Annotated in this window: 11 protein-coding genes and 1 pseudogene; 5 read left to right on the forward strand and 7 right to left on the reverse strand. The window is 73.7% G+C overall.

Going from position 1 to position 17551, the window contains the following annotated elements; translation table 11 throughout:
- Positions 1–26 precede the first annotated feature (26 nt).
- Complete coding sequence (locus tag ACFWN1_RS11020; RefSeq protein ID WP_384359916.1) at positions 27–803, forward strand: DsbA family protein; 777 nt, start codon at positions 27–29, stop codon at positions 801–803.
- An 85-nt stretch (positions 804–888) separates the two neighbouring features.
- Positions 889–1926, forward strand: coding sequence for a prolipoprotein diacylglyceryl transferase (lgt, locus tag ACFWN1_RS11025; RefSeq protein WP_384359861.1), 1038 nt, complete (start codon positions 889–891; stop codon positions 1924–1926).
- A gap of 61 nt (positions 1927–1987) precedes the next feature.
- Here lgt and ACFWN1_RS11030 read toward each other — a convergent pair whose 3' ends face one another.
- From ACFWN1_RS11030 to ACFWN1_RS11060, 7 genes and pseudogenes are all read right to left on the reverse strand, one after another.
- Complete coding sequence (locus tag ACFWN1_RS11030) at positions 1988–2794, reverse strand: HpcH/HpaI aldolase/citrate lyase family protein (RefSeq protein ID WP_384359863.1); 807 nt, start codon at positions 2792–2794, stop codon at positions 1988–1990.
- Positions 2791–4005 carry a CaiB/BaiF CoA transferase family protein gene (locus ACFWN1_RS11035; RefSeq protein WP_384359865.1) on the reverse strand — a complete coding sequence of 405 codons (1215 nt, stop codon included), beginning with the start codon at positions 4003–4005 and terminating at the stop codon, positions 2791–2793. The genes ACFWN1_RS11030 and ACFWN1_RS11035 overlap by 4 nt, the downstream gene beginning before the upstream one ends.
- On the reverse strand, positions 4002–4895 hold the full coding sequence (rbsK, locus tag ACFWN1_RS11040) for a ribokinase (protein ID WP_384359867.1): 894 nt from the start codon (positions 4893–4895) through the stop codon (positions 4002–4004). The genes ACFWN1_RS11035 and rbsK overlap by 4 nt, the downstream gene beginning before the upstream one ends.
- Positions 4892–6256: an ADP-ribosylglycohydrolase family protein gene (locus ACFWN1_RS11045; RefSeq protein WP_384359869.1), complete on the reverse strand. Its 1365-nt coding sequence runs from the start codon at positions 6254–6256 to the stop codon at positions 4892–4894. Before ACFWN1_RS11045 ends, rbsK begins: the two co-directional genes overlap by 4 nt.
- A complete protein-coding gene (locus ACFWN1_RS11050) occupies positions 6244–7428 on the reverse strand; it encodes an ADP-ribosylglycohydrolase family protein (protein ID WP_384359871.1) in 1185 nt (394 codons plus the stop codon). Before ACFWN1_RS11050 ends, ACFWN1_RS11045 begins: the two co-directional genes overlap by 13 nt.
- A gap of 7 nt (positions 7429–7435) precedes the next feature.
- Positions 7436–8548: an ADP-ribosylglycohydrolase family protein gene (locus tag ACFWN1_RS11055; protein ID WP_384359873.1), complete on the reverse strand. Its 1113-nt coding sequence runs from the start codon at positions 8546–8548 to the stop codon at positions 7436–7438.
- Between the two features lie 497 nt (positions 8549–9045).
- Positions 9046–10038, reverse strand: a pseudogene (locus ACFWN1_RS11060) (ADP-ribosylglycohydrolase family protein); the annotation flags it as partial.
- Between the two features lie 290 nt (positions 10039–10328).
- Here ACFWN1_RS11060 and ACFWN1_RS11065 point away from each other — a divergent pair.
- From ACFWN1_RS11065 to ACFWN1_RS11075, 3 genes are all read left to right on the forward strand, one after another.
- Positions 10329–11060 (forward strand): VIT1/CCC1 transporter family protein, encoded by a 732-nt coding sequence (locus tag ACFWN1_RS11065; RefSeq protein WP_384359876.1) that lies wholly within the window; start codon positions 10329–10331, stop codon positions 11058–11060.
- 417 nt (positions 11061–11477) lie between these two features.
- A complete protein-coding gene (gltB, locus tag ACFWN1_RS11070) occupies positions 11478–16073 on the forward strand; it encodes a glutamate synthase large subunit (RefSeq protein ID WP_384359878.1) in 4596 nt (1531 codons plus the stop codon).
- Positions 16066–17529: a glutamate synthase subunit beta gene (locus tag ACFWN1_RS11075; RefSeq protein WP_384359880.1), complete on the forward strand. Its 1464-nt coding sequence runs from the start codon at positions 16066–16068 to the stop codon at positions 17527–17529. The genes gltB and ACFWN1_RS11075 overlap by 8 nt, the downstream gene beginning before the upstream one ends.
- Positions 17530–17551 lie beyond the last annotated feature (22 nt).

Consider the following 17551-nt stretch of genomic DNA (forward strand, 5'->3'; position numbering starts at 1 on the left):
GCGCCTCCCCGGTTCGTTCAGGGGGTGTGAGCGAGAACAACCGTGACGGAAAGCGCACCGCCCGCCAGCGCCTGGCCGCCGAGCGCGAGAAGCAGAAGTCCGCGGAGAAGCGCCGGCGCGCGCTGATCGTCGGCGTGAGTGTCGTCGGCGTGCTGGGCCTCGCCGCGGTGATCGGGGTCATCGCGGCCAACGCCGGCAAGGACAAGGGCAGCAAGAACGCGGGCCCGGTCGTGGCCCCCTCCGGCGCCCAGGGCAAGGACAGCCTGGCGATCCCGGTCGGCAAGGAGGGCGCCAGGTCCACGCTCACCGTCTGGGAGGACTTCCGCTGCCCGGCCTGCCAGTCCTTCGAGACGCGGTACCGCTCCACGCTGCACGGGCTGACCGACGCGGGCAGGCTCCGGGTCGAGTACCACCTGGTCCGCCTGATCGACGGCAACATGCGCGGCACCGGCTCGCTGCACTCGGCCAACGCGGCCGCCTGCGCCCAGGACGCCGGAAAGTTCCGCGAGTACCACGACGTGCTGTACGCGAACCAGCCCCCGGAGACCGACGACGCCTTCGCCGACAACGGCAAGCTGATCGACCTCGCGGGCAAGGTCAAGGGCCTCGACACACCGGCGTTCCGCTCCTGTGTGAAGGACGGCACGCACAACACCTGGGTGGACCGCTCGCAGCAGGCGTTCGCCTCCGGCGGCTTCGGCGGCACCCCGACCGTGCTGTTCGGCGGCAAGAACATCTACCAGGACCAGTCCATGACCCCCGAGAAGCTCAAGGAGATGGTGGAGAGCGCCGACCGCGGTTGAGGGGCTTTTCTCACCTCCCCGTTATGGACCCGTAGCCCGGCCGCGCGGCGACCGCACGGCCCGGCACGGTAGCGTCGGTCCTGCCATGGAACTTGCCTACATTCCCAGTCCGTCGCGCGGGGTGCTGCACCTCGGCCCCATCCCGCTGCGCGGTTACGCCTTCTGCATCATCATCGGTGTCTTCGTCGCCGTCTGGCTCGGCAACAAGCGCTGGATCGCGCGGGGCGGCCGCCCCGGCACGGTCGCCGACATCGCGGTGTGGGCCGTGCCCTTCGGCCTCGTCGGCGGCCGGCTCTACCACGTGATCACGGACTATGAGCTGTACTTCAGCCCGGGTCGGAACTGGGTGGACGCCTTCAAGGTGTGGGAGGGCGGCCTCGGCATCTGGGGCGCCATCGCCCTCGGTGCGCTAGGCGCCTGGATCGGCGCCCGGCGCATGGGCGTGGCCCTGCCCGCCTACGCCGACGCCGTCGCACCCGGCATCGCCTTCGCCCAGGCCATCGGCCGCTGGGGCAACTGGTTCAACCAGGAGCTGTACGGCCACCAGACCCACCTGCCCTGGGCCCTGCACATCACCTCCTCCGAGGGCGGCCGGGTACCGGGCTACTACCACCCGACCTTCCTCTACGAGTCGCTGTGGTGCGTGGGCGTCGGCCTCCTGGTCATCTGGGCCGACCGCCGCTTCAAGCTGGGCCACGGCCGCGCCTTCGCGCTGTACGTCGCCGCGTACTGCTCGGGCCGCGTCTGGATCGAGTACATGCGGGTGGACGACGCCCACCACATCCTGGGTGTCCGGCTGAACGTCTGGACCGCCATCGTGGTGTTCCTGCTCGCCGTGACCTACCTGGTGCTCTCGGCCCGGCGGCGGCCGGGGCGCGAGGCGGCCGTGGAGCAGGGTGTCCCCGACGGTCCGGCGGATGCTGGGACCGGGGCCGACGCGGATGACACCGAGGCCAAGGCCGATATGACCAAGGCGAACGAGGCGGACAAGGCCGAGAAGGCCGAGAGGGCCGACAAGACCGAGTCCGAGGACACCCCGGCCGAGTCCGAGCCAGAGCCCGAGTCCGAGCCCGAGCCGGAGGCCGGCGTCAAGGACACCGCCGACTCCGGCAAGAAGGGCTGACCTCGGCCCCGTACGCATGGCGATGGGCGTCCGGAACACCTCCGGGCGCCCATCGCCGTGTTCAGGCCCCTCCCGCCATCGACAGGATGCGCTGGGCCTGGGCCACCGCCGCCGCGTCGATGAAACGGCCGTCCGGCAGGGCGAGGGCCCCCTGCTCGGCGGCCGCCGCCTTCAGCACCGTCTCGGCCTCCGCGACCTCCTCCGGGGTGGGGAGGTAGGCCCGCGCGATCACCGGGAGCTGGCGGGGATGGATCGCCGCCCGGCCCACGAAGCCGAGGGCGCGGCCACGGGCGCAGGACGCGGCGAGCCCCTCCAGGTCCCGTACGTCGGGATGCACCGACTGGGGCGGCGGGGCCAGGCCGGCCGCGCGGGCGGCCACCACCACCCGCGCCCGGCACCAGTCCAGGCCCGCGTCGGCCCGTACCCCGAGGTCCGAGCGCAGGTCGGCCTCGCCGAGGGAGAGGCCCCGCAGGGCGGGATGGGCGGTGGCGATGGCGTAGGCGTGCTCGATGCCGAGGGCCGACTCCAGCAGCGCGTACAGCGGCAGCGCGGTGGCCTCGGCGGTACGGCGGATCTGCTCGGGCACCGCCACCTTGGGCAGCCGCAGGCCGGAGGCGCCCGGCAGGTCGGCCAGGGCCGCGAGGTCGGCCGTCGCCCAGGGTCCGTCGGGGCCGTTGAGGCGGATGTGGACCGGGACCGGCTGGGGGTCGGCGAGCCGGTCGGCGGTGGCCGCGCGGGCGTACTCCTTGCGGTCCGGGGCGACCGCGTCCTCCAGGTCGATCACCACCACGTCGGCGCCCGCCGCGAGCGCCTTGTCCACCACGCGCGGCCGGTCGCCGGGGACGTACAGCCAGGTCAGCGGGGTCACAGCGCACCCTCCTCGCGCAGCGCGCCGATCTCGGCCGGGCCGAGGCCCAGCTCGGTGAGGACCGTGTCGGTGTCGGCGCCGTGCCCGCGCCCGGCCCAGCGGATCGCGCCGGGGGTCGCGGAGAGCCGGAAGAGCACGTTCTGCATGCGCAGCGGGCCCAGGTCCGGGTCGGGGACGGTGGTGACCGTGTCCAGCGCCTGGTACTGCGGGTCCTCGAACACGTCCCGTACGTCCTGCACCGGGGCGATGGCCGCCTCCGCCTTCTCGAAGGCGGACAGCACGTCGTCGCGGGTGCGGGCCGCGATCCAGGCGCCGACCGCCCGGTCCAGCTCGTCGGTGTGCGCGGCCCGCTGGACCCCGGTGGCGAACCACGGTTCGTCGATCAGCTCCGGGCGGCCCACCAGCCGCATCACCCGCTCCGCCACCGACTGCGCCGAGGTGGAGACCGCGACCCAGCTGCCGTCCAGGGTGCGGTAGGTGTTGCGCGGGGCGTTGTTCGCGGACCGGTTGCCGGTGCGCTCCTGGACGTGGCCGAGCTGGTCGTACCAGGTCGGCTGGGGGCCCAGCACGGCGAGCATCGGCTCGATGATCGCCATGTCGACCACCTGTCCGGCGCCGGTGCGCTGCCGGGCGGCCAGCGCGGCGAGCACGGCGTACGCGGTGGCCAGCGCGGCGATGGAGTCGGCGAGCCCGAAGGGCGGCAGGGTCGGGGGTGCCTCCGGCTCACCGGTGAGGGCCGCGAAACCGCTCATCGCCTCGGCCAGCGTGCCGAAGCCTGGCCGGTGCGCGTACGGGCCGAACTGGCCGAAGGCGGTGACCCGCGCCAGGACCAGCCGGGGGTTGGCCGCCGACAGCTCCGGCCAGCCCAGGTCCCACTTCTCCAGCGTGCCGGGGCGGAAGTTCTCGATCACCACGTCGGCGGTTGCGGCGAGCCTCAGCAGGGTGTCCCGGCCACCCGGGCGGGACAGGTCCAGGGTGATGGTCCGCTTGTTGCGGCCGAGCACCTTCCACCACAGGCCGATGCCGTCCTTGGCCGGGCCGTGCCCCCGGGACGGGTCGGGCCGCAGCGGATGCTCCACCTTGATCACCTCGGCGCCGAAGTCGCCGAGCATCGTGGCGGCCAGCGGACCGGCGAACAGGGTGGCCAGGTCCAGCACCCGCAGGCCGTCCAGCGGCGGGCGGGCCGCGTTCTCGGACCGGTCGGCGCTCATGCGGTGTACTGCGTCTCGATCTCGGGGCGGTACGGCATCGACCCCGACGCCCCTTCCCGCTGCACCGACAGCGCGGCCGCGGCCGCCGCCCAGGACAGCGCCTCCCGCAGCGGCTTCTCCTCGGCCACGGCGACCGCGTACGCCCCGGCGAAGGTGTCGCCCGCGCCCGTGGAGTCGATCGCGGCGACCTGGTGCGCGGGCACCGCGAGCGGCTCGGTGTCCCGGGACACGTACAGCACCCCCGCCTCGCCGAGGGTGAGCACCACCTCCGGCACCAGGTCGAGCAGGCCGACGGCCGCGTCGAGGGGGTCGGTGCGGCCGGTGAGGGTGACGGCCTCGTAGGCGTTGGGGACCAGCACGTCGGTCACGCTCAGCAGCTCCTCCGGCAGCGGCTGCGCGGGGGAGGGGGTGAGCACCGTGCGGACGCCGTGCCGCCGGGCCGCCTCCGCGCCCGCGATCACGGCCCGGAGCGGCACTTCGAGCTGGAGCAGCAGGGCGTCGGCGGAGGCGATCAGGCCCTCGTCGCCGGGGGAGAGGTGGTCGACGGTGCCGTTGGCGCCGGGGACGACGACGATGGAGTTGCCGCCCTCGTCGTCCACCACGATGTGCGCGGTGCCGGACGGCCCCTCCACCGTGCGCAGGAAGTCGGTGTCCACCCCGGAGTGTTCGAGGGTCTCGCGGAGCCGGGTGCCGTACGTGTCGTTGCCGACCGCGCCGATCAGCGACACCACGGCACCGGCGCGGGCGGCGGCGGTCGCCTGGTTTGCGCCCTTGCCGCCGGGAATGGTGCGGAACTCCCGGCCGGTGACGGTCTCGCCGCGCTGCGGTGCCTTGGTGACATAGGTGACGAGGTCCATGTTCGTGCTGCCGAGCACGACGATGTGGGTCATGGGCGGGTCGCCTCCAGGTGGGTGAGTCGGGCGAGGGTGTCGAAGCCGGTGCCGTCGAAGTCGGCGACCGAGGTGGCGAGCCGGTTCTTCAGCGGGGCCCGCCAGCGCTCCGGCAGCGCGTCGGGGGCGCCCGCGAGGAGGCCCGCGACGCAGCCGGCCGTCGCGCCGTTGGAATCGGTGTCCCAGCCGCCCGACACCGCCCGGCAGACCGAGCCGGTGAAGTCACCGTCGGCGTGGGTGAGCGCGGCGGTGATCAGGGCGGTGTTGGGCAGGGCGTGCACCCAGTGGTGGGTGGGGCCGTACATCGTGTGGAGCGCGTCCACCACGTCATCGAAGTCCGTGTGCCGCTCGGCCAGCCGGACGGCCTGGCCGACGGCGCGGGCGAGCCGGGAGCCGGGCGGGACCACGGTGAGGCCGGTGCGCAGGCAGGCGTGCACGTCCTGGGTGCCGGAGGTGGCCGCGGCGATCACGGCGGCCGCGAACATCGCCGCGTGGACGCCGGTGGCGGTGTGGGTGAGGACCGCGTCCCGGTGCGCCTGCGCGGCGGCGGCCCCCGGGTCGCCCGCGTTGGTCCAGCCGTGCACATCGGCACGGATCAGGGCGCCGATCCACTCCCGGAACGGGTTGCGGAACCGGGCGGTGTGCGGAGGCTCCACCCCGGCGAGCAGGTTGCGCAGGGCGACGCGTTCGGCGGTGAAGGCGCGGCCGGGCGGGAGTTCGTCCAGCCAGAGCCGGGCCACGTCGTCGGTGGTGAAGGCGCGGCCGTGCCGGCGCAGGAGCAGCAGGCCCAGCAGGGGGTAGTTGAGGTCGTCGTCCTCCGGCATGCCGTCGATGTTCTCGGCCAGCGAGGTCGGGGCGGAACGGCGGTTCCAGGGGTGCCGGGCGAGCAGCTCCCCGGGCACGCCCTTCGCGGTGAACCAGGTGGTCAGCGGCCAGTTGCCGGTGGCGCGGGCCAGGGCGCGGATGCCGTCCAGGGGGAGCTTCTCCACCGGTTTGCCGAGCAGACAGCCGATGGCCCGGCCCAGCCAGGCGGCCTCCAGCGCGTCCGGGCCGGGGGCCGTGCGCGTGGTGGGGGAGGCGGGCCAGTCGGGGCACAGGGCCTTGATCCGGTCCAGCGCGGTCGGCTCCTGGTCGGCCGACTCGCTGGGCAGCTCGGCCAGTTCGTCGAGCAGGTCCTCGGCGAGCAGGCGCAGGTAGCGGGAGACGGGCTCCGGTGAGGCACCGGCGCGCTCCGGGGCGTCCGCGCCGCCCGCCGCGCGCCAGCGCGCCTCGATCCGGGTGGCGTTACGGCCGTCCAGGCGGGCCTGGCGCAGCTCATGGCCGACCAGGTCCTCGGGCTGCGTCCACGTCAGCCGGAGCATGCGGTACCTCCCAGCGCGGCGAACGCCCGCTCGTGCGCCCGGCGCCGCCCGGTGTCCCGGGCGAACACCTCGCGGGCGACCTCGGTCAGTTCGCGGGCCGGGGCCCACAGGTCGAGGCGGCTCGCCTCAGCGACCGTCTTCGCCCAGTCCTCGGGCACCGGCGAGCCGAGCGCGCCCGCGAGCGCGCCGGCCATGGTGGCGATCGAGTCGCAGTCCCTGCCGTAGTTCACCGCGCCCAGCACCGCGTGCCGCAGATCACCGCCCGCGACCACCAACATGCCGAGGGCGACCGGGAGTTCCTCGATCGAGTGCAGCCGGGAGGGCCGGCGGGCACCGAGCGAGGGGGCGCGGTAGTCGGGGCCGACCGTGTCGTACGGGGTGACCGCCCGGCGCAGCGGGAGGAGCGCCGACTCGAAGTCGCCGTGTCCGGCGGCCACTTCGCAGACCTTCTCGATGGCCTCGCGGGTGCCGTCCTTGGCCAGCGCCAGGCTCGCGGCCACCACCGAGTCCGGGGTCGCGCCCGGCGCGCACGCGGCGGCCACGGCGGCCGCGAACACCCCGGCCGCCTCCCGCCCGTACGACGACTGGTGGGCGCCCGCCACGTCCAGCGCCTCGGTGTAGGCGCCCGCCGGGTTGGCCGCGTTGACCAGGCCGACCGGGGCCATGTACATCGCCGCCCCGCAGTTGACGATGTTGCCGGTGCCCGCCTCACGCGGGTCCACATGCCCGTACGCGAGCCGGGCCACCAGCCACTTCTCGGCGAGGAAGATCCGCTGCAGCGGCAGCGCCTCCGCCTCCAGCTCCGGAATCCAGCGCGGCTCGGTCATCAGGTCCGGCACCAGGTGCTCCGCGACGGCGTACGCGTCGAGGTGGTCCCGGACGCGGGCGTAGACCCGGATCAGGGCGTGCGTCATCAGGGTGTCGTCGGTGACGTGCCCGTCGCCCTTGTGGTAGGGCGCGATCGGGCGGGCGGTGCGCCAGTCGTCGCCGTTCCAGGGGCCGACGATCCCGTGCACCCGGCCGCCGTGCCGCTCGACGATCTGGTCCGGGCTGTAGCCCTCGACCGGCCCGCCGAGGGCGTCCCCCGCGGCGGCGCCGAGCAGCGCGCCGGTGATCCGCTCGTCCAGACCGGTCCCGCCGGGGCCGGAGATTTCATCACTTCTGGGCATCATGCGCGCATCATCCCTCCGGCCGGGCCCGTTGGGCGGCTTCCAGCAGTCCGGCGAGTTCCACCAGATCGGTGCCGGTCAGCCGGGGCAGCGCGCAGCCGGAGAGGGTCCGGCAGGAGTGCCGCCACGCCTCCGGCACGCACTCCCCGCCGCCCAGCGCCCCGCACAGCGCCCCGGCGAGCGCGGGCGCGGAGTCGGCGACCCGGGACAGGCAGGCGGCCGCCGGTACCGCCTCGGCGAGGCGTCCGGCGGCCGAGAGGGTCAGCGCGAGCGCCACCGGGACGGTCTCGGCGGCGGCGATGCCGTAGCTGTAGACGTGGTCCACGATCTGGTGCTCCAGCAGCGGGACCAGGGCGAACGCGGTGTCGGTGCCGGTCACCAGCGCCAGCGCGTGCCGGGCGTTGCGGCCGATCTCCGTGCTCTCGGGCAGCTCGTCCAGCGCGGCCGCCACACACGCGTCCGCGCCCGCGCCGGACAGAGCCATGGCCAGCGCCGCCGCCATCGCCCGCGCCCCGTGCACCCCGTCACCGTCCTGCGTGTAGCGGGCGTCGAACTCCGCCAGGTCCGCCGCGCGGGCCGGGTCGCCGGGATGGGCGACGGCCAGCACACAGGCCCGTACACAGGCCGCGTCGTCGAAGTAGTGGGGGTTGTCGTGGCCGGAGGCGGGCGGACGCAGCCCGGCGGCGAGGTTGCCGAGGCCCGCGCGGACGGAGATGCGGGCGCGCAGGGGGAGTACGGCCGACTCGATCTCCGGCGCCCGTTCGGCCGCCGCGGCGACCTCGGAGGCGACCGCGGTCCACGTCAGGTCGATCGCGGCGCGCATCCGGCGGTCCCGGCTGAGGTCGCCCAGGACGTCGTCCCCGGCCCGCAGCACCGCCTCGGCCGCGAACGCCGCCCACTCCGCGTCGTCGGAGGGCCCGAGCCTGAGCGGTTCCGGGGGCTGGTTCAGCGCGATGGGCACCGGGAGCGTGGTCGTCGCGTTCTGCTCGGCGAAGGTGTCCAGTTCCCGGGTCAGCCGCCGCGTCCACTCCGGCATCCGGGCCGCCCGGTGCCGCGCCGCGGGCCAGCCGGCCGCGTCCCCGGCGGCCAGCCCCAGCAGCAGGCCCTCGATCCGCCGGGTCACGGCCTGGCCTCCGGGCCGGCGAGGCGGCCACCGGCGGTTCCGGGGGAGGGGACCTCCGGGACCGGGCAGGGCGACCTCCGCGCGGCGGCCGGTGTCGCCGGGGGTTCGGGGGCGCCGGCGGCCAGGGCTGCGAGGGCGGGCGGTGTGGCTTCGGGCGGGCCGGGGATGGGTGTGGCCTGTGGCGCCAGGGGGTCGGGGGCGGCTGGGGTTGTGAGGGCGGGGGGCGTGGCCTCGGGCGTTCGGGTGATGTGTGCGGCCGGGCGGAGCGGCGTCCGGTCGTCGGGGTCCGGCTCCGAGGGGGCGGGCCCGGCCGGGCGGAGCGGGGTCACCGTACGCGTGAGGGCGAGGGGGGCGGCGCCGTCGAGTCTGTCCGGCGCGGTGCCCGTCAGGGGGACGGGTGGGTCACCGGCGGCCACCGGGGCGGGACTCGAGAGCGTGAGCCGCAGCCCCTCCGGCAACAGGTCCGGCAGGATCACCCCCTCGCCCCACCTGCCGCCCTCCTCCGGGGTCAGGAGTTCGGCGATGTCGAGAATGTGGTGGCCCGACATGGCGGGCAGGCACCTGCCGCGGGCCGGACCGATGGCGGTGGCCCACATGGCGGGGATCGTGCCGATGCCGCCGGTGGCGCCGGCCAGAGCGCCCGCGACCGCCGCCGTGGTGTCCGCGTCGCGGCCCATGTTGACGGCCGTCAGCACCGCCTCCCGGAACTCGCCGTCGGCCGCCGCGTACGCGCCGAAGGCGAGGGCGACCGCCTCGGGGGCGAGGTCGGTCCAGGGGTAGCCGCCGATGACCACCGCCGAGCGGACGGCGCGTTCGCCCCGGTGGGCGACGGCGACGGCGCGGCGCAGCGAGCGGGCGGTCCAGGAGTCGTCCGGTACGACGGCCAGGGCGGCCGCGATCACCACGGCCGGCTGCGCGCCCGCCATGGCGGCGGCCACCCCGGCAGCGACCGCCTGACCGCCGTAGATGCCCTCGCCCTCGTGGCTGACCGAGCCGTCGATCGCCACCAGCCGGGCCGCCTCGGCCGGCCGCCCCGCCGCGAACACCCCGAACGGCGCCGCCCGCATGGCCAGCCCGTCGCTCCAGGCGTGCCGGTGCTGGGCGGAGATGGGCGCCGCCAGCCCACGGCGCAGGTTCTCCAGCGTCCCCCGCTCACTGAACCCCGCGCCCCGGAAGGGGCCCTCGGCCCGGCCCGCGATCCACTGGTGCCAGGCCGCCTCCACATGCGCCGGGGTGAGCGCGGAGCCGTGCCGGGCCAGCAGCAGCCCGGAGAAGATCGCGTACTCGGTGTCGTCCGTGCCGCACGGCCGGTCGGTGACGTACCCGGTGATCCGGCCCCAGCGGGCGCGGATCTCGGAGGGCTTGAGGTTCTCGGCGGGGGCGCCCAGCGCGTCGCCCACGGCCAGGCCGAGCAGCGCGCCGCGCGCCCGCTCACGGAGTCCGGGCCCGGTGGGGGCGGGGAGCGGTGAAGCGGCTGCGTTCGATGCCATGGGCGGGACCCTCCTTCGCCAGGACCGCGTGGAGCGCGGGGACCGCGTGGACCGCGTGGTCTCTTTGCGGATGTGTCCCACCCGAGGAGCGGCGCCCTAGCCTCCGGGCCCCCGCCATCACCCGCTCGGTACCTGGAAATCTCTCGCGCGGACGCCTGATCACGGAGGACGCCGCAGGTTAGCCCAGCCTCGCCTTGCTGGCATCGGCGCGCGGATCGCCGTAGATTGAGGGTCTTCGAAAAATAGAACCAGTCCAAAGTTAGCTTTGGCTCAGCTTACCGGGGGTCCTCATGGCCATCATCGAGACCGAGGCCGCGCTGCACGAGGCGCACCGCGACAACCACACCCACCGCGATGTCAACGGCGGCTGGCTGCGCCCCGCCGTGTTCGGCGCGATGGACGGCCTGGTCTCCAACCTCGCCCTGATGACCGGCGTCGCGGGCGGCTCGGTGAGCCACCAGACGATCGTGATCACCGGCCTCGCCGGGCTCGCGGCCGGTGCCTTCTCCATGGCGGCCGGGGAGTACACCTCCGTCGCCTCGCAGGCCGAACTCGTGCAGGCCGAGCTGGACGTCGAGCGCCGTGAGCTGCGCAGCCACCCGCAGGCCGAGGAGGACGAGCTGGCCGCGCTGTACGCCTCACGGGGGGTCGAGCCCGCGCTCGCCCGCGAGGTCGCCCGGCAGCTGTCGAAGGACCCCGAGCAGGCCCTGGAGATACACGCCCGGGAGGAACTGGGCATCGACCCCGATGATCTGCCCTCCCCGCTGACCGCCGCCGTCTCCTCCTTCGGCGCCTTCGCGCTGGGCGCCCTGCTGCCCCTGCTGCCCTACCTGCTGGGCGCGACCGCTCTGTGGCCGGCCGTGCTGCTGGCGCTCGCCGGACTGTTCGGCTGCGGCGCGGTGGTGGCGAAGGTGACCGCGCGGAGCTGGTGGTTCAGCGGACTGCGTCAGCTGGCTCTCGGCGGTGCGGCGGCCGGGGTGACCTTCGCGCTCGGCAGCCTGTTCGGGACCGCTGTGAGCTGAGTGACCCTGGACATATACCGGGCCGCGCATAAATAATTGTTACTTGCGGGTTTCGCACGCTTGAGCGTCGGGCATGACCCGTAAGCACTGCGGGCAACGGCGCCCGCGGTGCACTCGTAAGACGGGCGACGACGCCTCTTGCGCCCCCCGGGTCCGACCGGTCACCACTCGTCCGGCCCAGTCGCAGAACCCGCTCGAAACCCCGGTGAAACCCTGCTTCTCCAGCCGCCCGGAGCGGCGCCCGCCGTGCCCCGCGGCACCCCGCCGCGCCCCCTTGTGGCGTCCGCATGGTGGAACGGAGTATCCGGTTCCCGACAAGCGTTCCATCATGTAACCTGCACGAAATTTCGCACCAGCAGAGGGCCAGCGTCGTCCCTCGGCACCTGCAACACGCCACTGACGACGACGGGAGAGCCGATGCGTACGACGCGCCAGCCGTCCCCGCATGCCGTGACCGACCGCGCCTGGTCCTTCATGGATGCCCGCCCTGCCGCGCAGGGCATGTACGACCCCCGCGACGAGCACGACGCCTGCGGCGTCGGCTTCGTGGCCACCCTCACCGGTGAGGCGAGCCACGCGCTGGTCGAGCAGGCGCTGACCGTACTGCGCAATCTCGAACACCGCGGCGCCACCGGCTCCGAGCCCGACTCCGGGGACGGCGCCGGCATCCTCTCCCAGGTGCCCGACGCGTTCTTCCGCGAGGTGGCCGGATTCGACCTCCCGGCCGCCGGTTCCTACGCCGTCGGCATCGCCTTCCTGCCCGAGGACGGCACCGACGAGACCGTCTCGAAGATCGAGACGATCGCCGCCGAGGAGGGCCTCACCGTCCTCGGCTGGCGCCAGGTCCCGGTCGCCCCGGAACTGCTCGGCGCGACCGCCCGTTCGACCATGCCGGCCTTCCGCCAGCTCTTCGTCACCGACCACGCGAGCCAGGGCATCGCGCTGGACCGCAAGGCGTTCGTGGTGCGCAAGCGCGCCGAGCGGGAGGCCGGGGTCTACTTCCCCTCGCTGTCCGCCCGGACGGTCGTCTACAAGGGCATGCTGACCACCGGCCAGCTGGAGCCCTTCTTCCCGGACCTGTCCGACCGCCGGTTCGCCTCCGCGATCGCGCTGGTGCACTCCCGCTTCTCCACGAACACCTTCCCGTCGTGGCCGCTGGCGCACCCGTACCGCTTCGTCGCCCACAACGGCGAGATCAACACCGTCAAGGGCAACCGCAACTGGATGCGCGCCCGCGAGTCCCAGCTCGGCTCCGACCTGTTCGGCACCGGCGACAGCCTCGCCCGCACCTTCCCGGTCTGTACGCCGGACGCCTCCGACTCGGCGTCCTTCGACGAAGTGCTGGAACTGCTCCACCTCGGCGGGCGCTCGCTGCCCCACGCGGTGCTGATGATGATCCCGGAGGCGTGGGAGAACCACGACTCCATGGACCCGGCCCGCCGCGCCTTCTACCAGTTCCACTCCACGATGATGGAGCCCTGGGACGGCCCCGCCTGCGTCACCTTCACCGACGGCACCCGGGTCGGCGCGGTCCTCGACCGCAACGGTCTGCGCCCCGGCCGCTACTGGGTCACCGACGACGGCCTGGTCGTCCTCGGCTCCGAGGTCGGCGTCCTCGACATCGACCCCGCCCGGGTGGTCCGCAAGGGCCGCCTCCAGCCCGGCCGGATGTTCCTGGTGGACACCGCCGAGCACCGCATCATCGAGGACGACGAGATCAAGGCGCAGCTCGCCGTCGAGCAGCCCTACGCCGAGTGGATGGAAGCCGGCGAGATCGAGCTGGGCGACCTGCCCGAGCGCGAGCACATCGTGCACACCCACGCCTCCGTCACCCGCCGCCAGCAGACCTTCGGCTACACCGAGGAAGAGCTGCGCGTCATCCTCGCCCCGATGGCCAAGGCCGGCGCCGAGCCCATCGGCTCCATGGGCACCGACAGCCCCATCGCGGTCCTCTCCGAGCGCCCCCGGCTGCTCTTCGACTACTTCACCCAGCTCTTCGCCCAGGTCACCAACCCGCCGCTGGACGCCATCCGCGAGGAACTGGTCACCTCCCTGCGCAGCTCGCTGGGCCCCCAGGGCAACCTGCTCGACCCGGGCGCCGCCTCCTGCCGCTCGGTCCTGCTGCCCTTCCCGGTCATCGACAACGACGAGCTGGCCAAGCTCATCCACATCAACGCCGACGGCGACATGCCCGGCTTCAAGGCCGCCACCCTCTCCGGCCTCTACCGGGTCTTCGGCGGCGGCGACTCCCTCGCCGCGCGCATCGAGGAGATCTGCGCCGAGGCCGACGCCGCCATCGACAACGGCGCCCGGCTCATCGTGCTCTCCGACCGGCACTCCGACGCCGAGCACGCCCCGATCCCCTCGCTGCTGCTCACCGCCGCCGTCCACCACCACCTCATCCGCACCAAGCAGCGCACCCACGTGGGCCTGCTGGTCGAGGCCGGCGACGTCCGCGAGGTCCACCACGTCGCCCTGCTGATCGGCTACGGTGCCGCCGCCGTCAACCCCTACCTGGCCATGGAGTCTGTCGAGGACCTGGTCCGCGCGGGCACCTTCCTGCCCGGCATGGAGCCCGAGGCGGCCATCCGCAACCTGATCCACGCCCTCGGCAAGGGCGTCCTGAAGGTCATGTCCAAGATGGGCATCTCCACCGTCGCCTCCTACCGGGGCGCCCAGGTCTTCGAGGCCGTCGGCCTGGAGGACGCCTTCGTGGCGAAGTACTTCGCCGGCACCACCTCCAAGATCGGCGGCGTCGGCGTCGACGTCATCGCGCGCGAGGTCGGCGACCGGCACGCCAAGGCGTACCCCGCCAGCGGCATCGCGCCCGCGCACCGCACGCTGGACATCGGCGGGGAGTACCAGTGGCGCCGCGAGGGCGAGCCGCACCTGTTCGACCCGGAGACGGTCTTCCGCCTCCAGCACTCGACCCGCTCGGGCCGCTTCGACATCTTCAAGAAGTACACCGACCGGGTGAACGAGCAGTCCGAGCGCCTGATGACGCTGCGCGGCCTGTTCGGCTTCGGCTCCGGCCGCGCCCCGATCCCGGTGGACGAGGTCGAACCGGTCTCCGAGATCGTCAAGCGCTTCTCCACCGGCGCCATGTCGTACGGCTCCATCTCCCAGGAGGCGCACGAGACCCTCGCCATCGCCATGAACCAGCTGGGCGGCAAGTCCAACACCGGTGAGGGCGGCGAGGACCCGGAGCGGCTGTACGACCCGGCGCGCCGCAGCGCCGTCAAGCAGGTCGCCTCCGGCCGCTTCGGCGTCACCTCCGAGTACCTGGTCAACGCCGACGACATCCAGATCAAGATGGCCCAGGGCGCCAAGCCCGGCGAGGGCGGCCAGCTGCCCGGCCACAAGGTCTACCCGTGGGTCGCCAGGACCCGGCACTCCACGCCCGGCGTCGGCCTGATCTCCCCGCCGCCGCACCACGACATCTACTCCATCGAGGACCTCGCCCAGCTCATCCACGACCTGAAGAACGCCAACCCCTCGGCCCGCATCCACGTGAAGCTGGTCTCCGAGGTCGGCGTCGGCACGGTCGCCGCCGGGGTGTCCAAGGCGCACGCCGACGTGGTGCTGGTCTCCGGCCACGACGGCGGCACCGGCGCCTCCCCGCTCACCTCGCTCAAGCACGCGGGCGGCCCCTGGGAGCTGGGCCTCGCCGAGACCCAGCAGACCCTGCTGCTCAACGGGCTGCGGGACCGGATCGTCGTCCAGACCGACGGCCAGCTGAAGACCGGCCGGGACGTGGTCATCGCCGCGCTCCTCGGCGCCGAGGAGTTCGGCTTCGCCACCGCGCCGCTGGTCGTCTCCGGCTGCGTGATGATGCGCGTCTGCCACCTCGACACCTGCCCGGTCGGCATCGCCACCCAGAACCCGGTGCTGCGCGAGCGGTTCGAGGGCAAGGCCGAGTACGTCGTCAACTTCTTCCGGTTCATCGCCGAAGAGGTCCGCGAACTCCTCGCCGAACTGGGCTTCCGCTCCGTCGAGGAGGCCGTCGGCCACGCCGAGGTGCTGGACGTGCGGCGCGCCGTCGACCACTTCAAGGCCCAGGGCCTGGACCTGGAGCCGCTGTTCCACGTGCCCGAGCTGGCCGAGGGCGCCGTCCGCCACCAGGTGGTCTCCCAGGACCACGGGCTGGAGAAGGCGCTCGACAACGAGCTGATCAGGCTCGCCGCCGACGCGCTGGCCGCCACCGACGCCACCGAGGCGCACCCGGTGCGCGCCCAGGTCGCCATCCGCAACATCAACCGCACGGTCGGCACCATGCTCGGCCACGAGGTGACCCGGAAGTTCGGCGGCGCCGGCCTGCCCGACGACACCATCGACATCACCTTCACCGGCTCGGCCGGCCAGTCCTTCGGCGCCTTCCTGCCGCGCGGGGTCACGCTGCGCCTGGAGGGCGACGCCAACGACTACGTCGGCAAGGGCCTGTCCGGCGGCCGGATCGTGGTCCGCCCCGACCGGGCGGCCGACCACCTCGCCGAGTACTCCACCATCGCGGGCAACACCATCGGCTACGGCGCCACCGGCGGCGAGCTGTTCCTGCGCGGCCGTACCGGCGAGCGGTTCTGCGTCCGCAACTCCGGGGCCCTCGTGGTCTCCGAGGGCGTCGGTGACCACGGGTGCGAGTACATGACCGGCGGTCACGCCGTCGTCCTCGGCGGGACCGGCCGCAACTTCGCGGCGGGCATGTCCGGCGGCATCGCGTACGTCATCGACCTCGACCCGGACAACGTCAACGCGGGCAACGCGGGCGCGGTGGAGCCGCTGGACGACACCGACCGGAGCTGGCTGCACGACGTGGTGCGCCGCCATGCCGAGGAGACCGGTTCCACGGTCGCGGGCAAGCTGCTCGCGGACTGGGACCGGTCCGTGGAGCGCTTCAGCAGGATCATCCCCAGCACGTACAAGGCAGTGCTCGCCGCCAAGGACGCCGCCGAGCGGGCCGGTCTCTCCGAGACCGAGATCACCGAGAAGATGATGGAGGCGGCGACCAATGGCTGATCCCAGGGGCTTTCTGAACCACGGCCGCGAGGTCGCCCGGACCCGTCCCGTCGGCGAGCGCGTCAGGGACTGGAACGAGGTCTACGTCCCCGGCTCCCTGCTGCCGATCATCGGCAAGCAGGCCGGCCGGTGCATGGACTGCGGCATCCCGTTCTGCCACAACGGCTGTCCGCTCGGGAACCTGATCCCCGAGTGGAACGACTACGCCTACCGGCAGGACTGGGCGGCCGCCTCCGAGCGGCTGCACGCGACCAACAACTTCCCCGAGTTCACCGGCCGGCTCTGCCCCGCGCCCTGTGAGTCGGCCTGTGTGCTCGGCATCAACCAGCAGCCGGTCACCATCAAGAACGTCGAGGTCTCGATCATCGACCAGGCATGGGAGACGGGGGACGTGGCCCCGCGCGTCCCCGAGCGGCTGTCCGGCAAGACGGTCGCGGTCGTCGGCTCGGGCCCGGCCGGGCTCGCCGCCGCCCAGCAGCTCACCCGCGCCGGCCACACGGTCGCCGTCTACGAGCGCGCCGACCGCGTCGGCGGCCTGCTGCGGTACGGCATCCCCGAGTTCAAGATGGAGAAGCGGCACATCAACCGCCGCATCGAGCAGATGCGCGCCGAGGGCACCCGGTTCCGCACCGGCGTGGAGATCGGCCGCGACCTCAAGGCCGGCGACCTGAGGAAGCGGTACGACGCGGTCGTCATCGCCGCCGGCGCCACCACCGCCCGTGATCTCCCGGTCCCGGGGCGGGAGTTGAACGGCATCCACCAGGCGATGGAGTACCTGCCGCTGTCCAACAAGGTCCAGGAGGGCGACTACGTGGCCCCGCCGATCTCGGCCGAGGGCAAGCACGTCGTGGTCATCGGGGGCGGCGACACCGGCGCCGACTGCGTGGGCACCGCCCACCGCCAGGGCGCGGCCTCCGTCACCCAGCTGGAGATCATGCCCCGGCCGGGCGAGGAGCGGCACGCGCTGAACCAGCCCTGGCCGACCTTCCCCATGCTGTACAAGGTCACCAGCGCCCACGAGGAGGGCGGCGAGCGGGTCTACGCCGTCTCCACCACCCACTTCGAGGGCGACGAGGACGGCAACGTGCGGTCGCTGCACCTGGCCGAGGTCGAGTTCATCGACGGCAGGCTGACCTCCAAGCCGGGCAGCGAGCGGAAGATCCCGGCCCAGCTGGTCACCCTCGCCATGGGCTTCACCGGCACCGACCGGGAGAACGGCCTGGTCGACCAGTTCGGCCTGGAGCTGGACGAGCGGGGCAACATCGCCCGCGACGCCGACTTCCAGACCAACGTGCCCGGCGTGTTCGTCGCCGGTGACGCGGGCCGCGGCCAGTCCCTGATCGTCTGGGCCATCGCCGAGGGCCGCTCCGCCGCCCGCGGCGTGGACCGCCACCTCACCGGGGCCAGCGACCTGCCCGCCCCGATCCGCCCCACCGACCGCTCCCTGGCGGTCTGACACCCCCGGCCCGGTGTGCCGT

Source organism: Streptomyces sp. NPDC058459, assembly GCF_042721685.1.
Lineage (GTDB): Bacteria > Actinomycetota > Actinomycetes > Streptomycetales > Streptomycetaceae > Streptomyces.

What these genes read in the sequence shown, in the direction of transcription:
- lgt (WP_384359861.1), top strand. Translation starts at nt 889, where the DNA reads ATGGAACTTGCCTACATTCCCAGTCCGTCGCGCGGGGTGCTGCACCTC.
- ACFWN1_RS11035 (WP_384359865.1), bottom strand. Translation starts at nt 4,005, where the DNA reads ATGAGCGCCGACCGGTCCGAGAACGCGGCCCGCCCGCCGCTGGACGGC.
- rbsK (WP_384359867.1), bottom strand. Translation starts at nt 4,895, where the DNA reads ATGACCCACATCGTCGTGCTCGGCAGCACGAACATGGACCTCGTCACC.
- ACFWN1_RS11045 (WP_384359869.1), bottom strand. Translation starts at nt 6,256, where the DNA reads ATGCTCCGGCTGACGTGGACGCAGCCCGAGGACCTGGTCGGCCATGAG.
- ACFWN1_RS11050 (WP_384359871.1), bottom strand. Translation starts at nt 7,428, where the DNA reads ATGATGCCCAGAAGTGATGAAATCTCCGGCCCCGGCGGGACCGGTCTG.
- ACFWN1_RS11065 (WP_384359876.1), top strand. Translation starts at nt 10,329, where the DNA reads ATGGCCATCATCGAGACCGAGGCCGCGCTGCACGAGGCGCACCGCGAC.
- gltB (WP_384359878.1), top strand. Translation starts at nt 11,478, where the DNA reads ATGCGTACGACGCGCCAGCCGTCCCCGCATGCCGTGACCGACCGCGCC.
- ACFWN1_RS11075 (WP_384359880.1), top strand. Translation starts at nt 16,066, where the DNA reads ATGGCTGATCCCAGGGGCTTTCTGAACCACGGCCGCGAGGTCGCCCGG.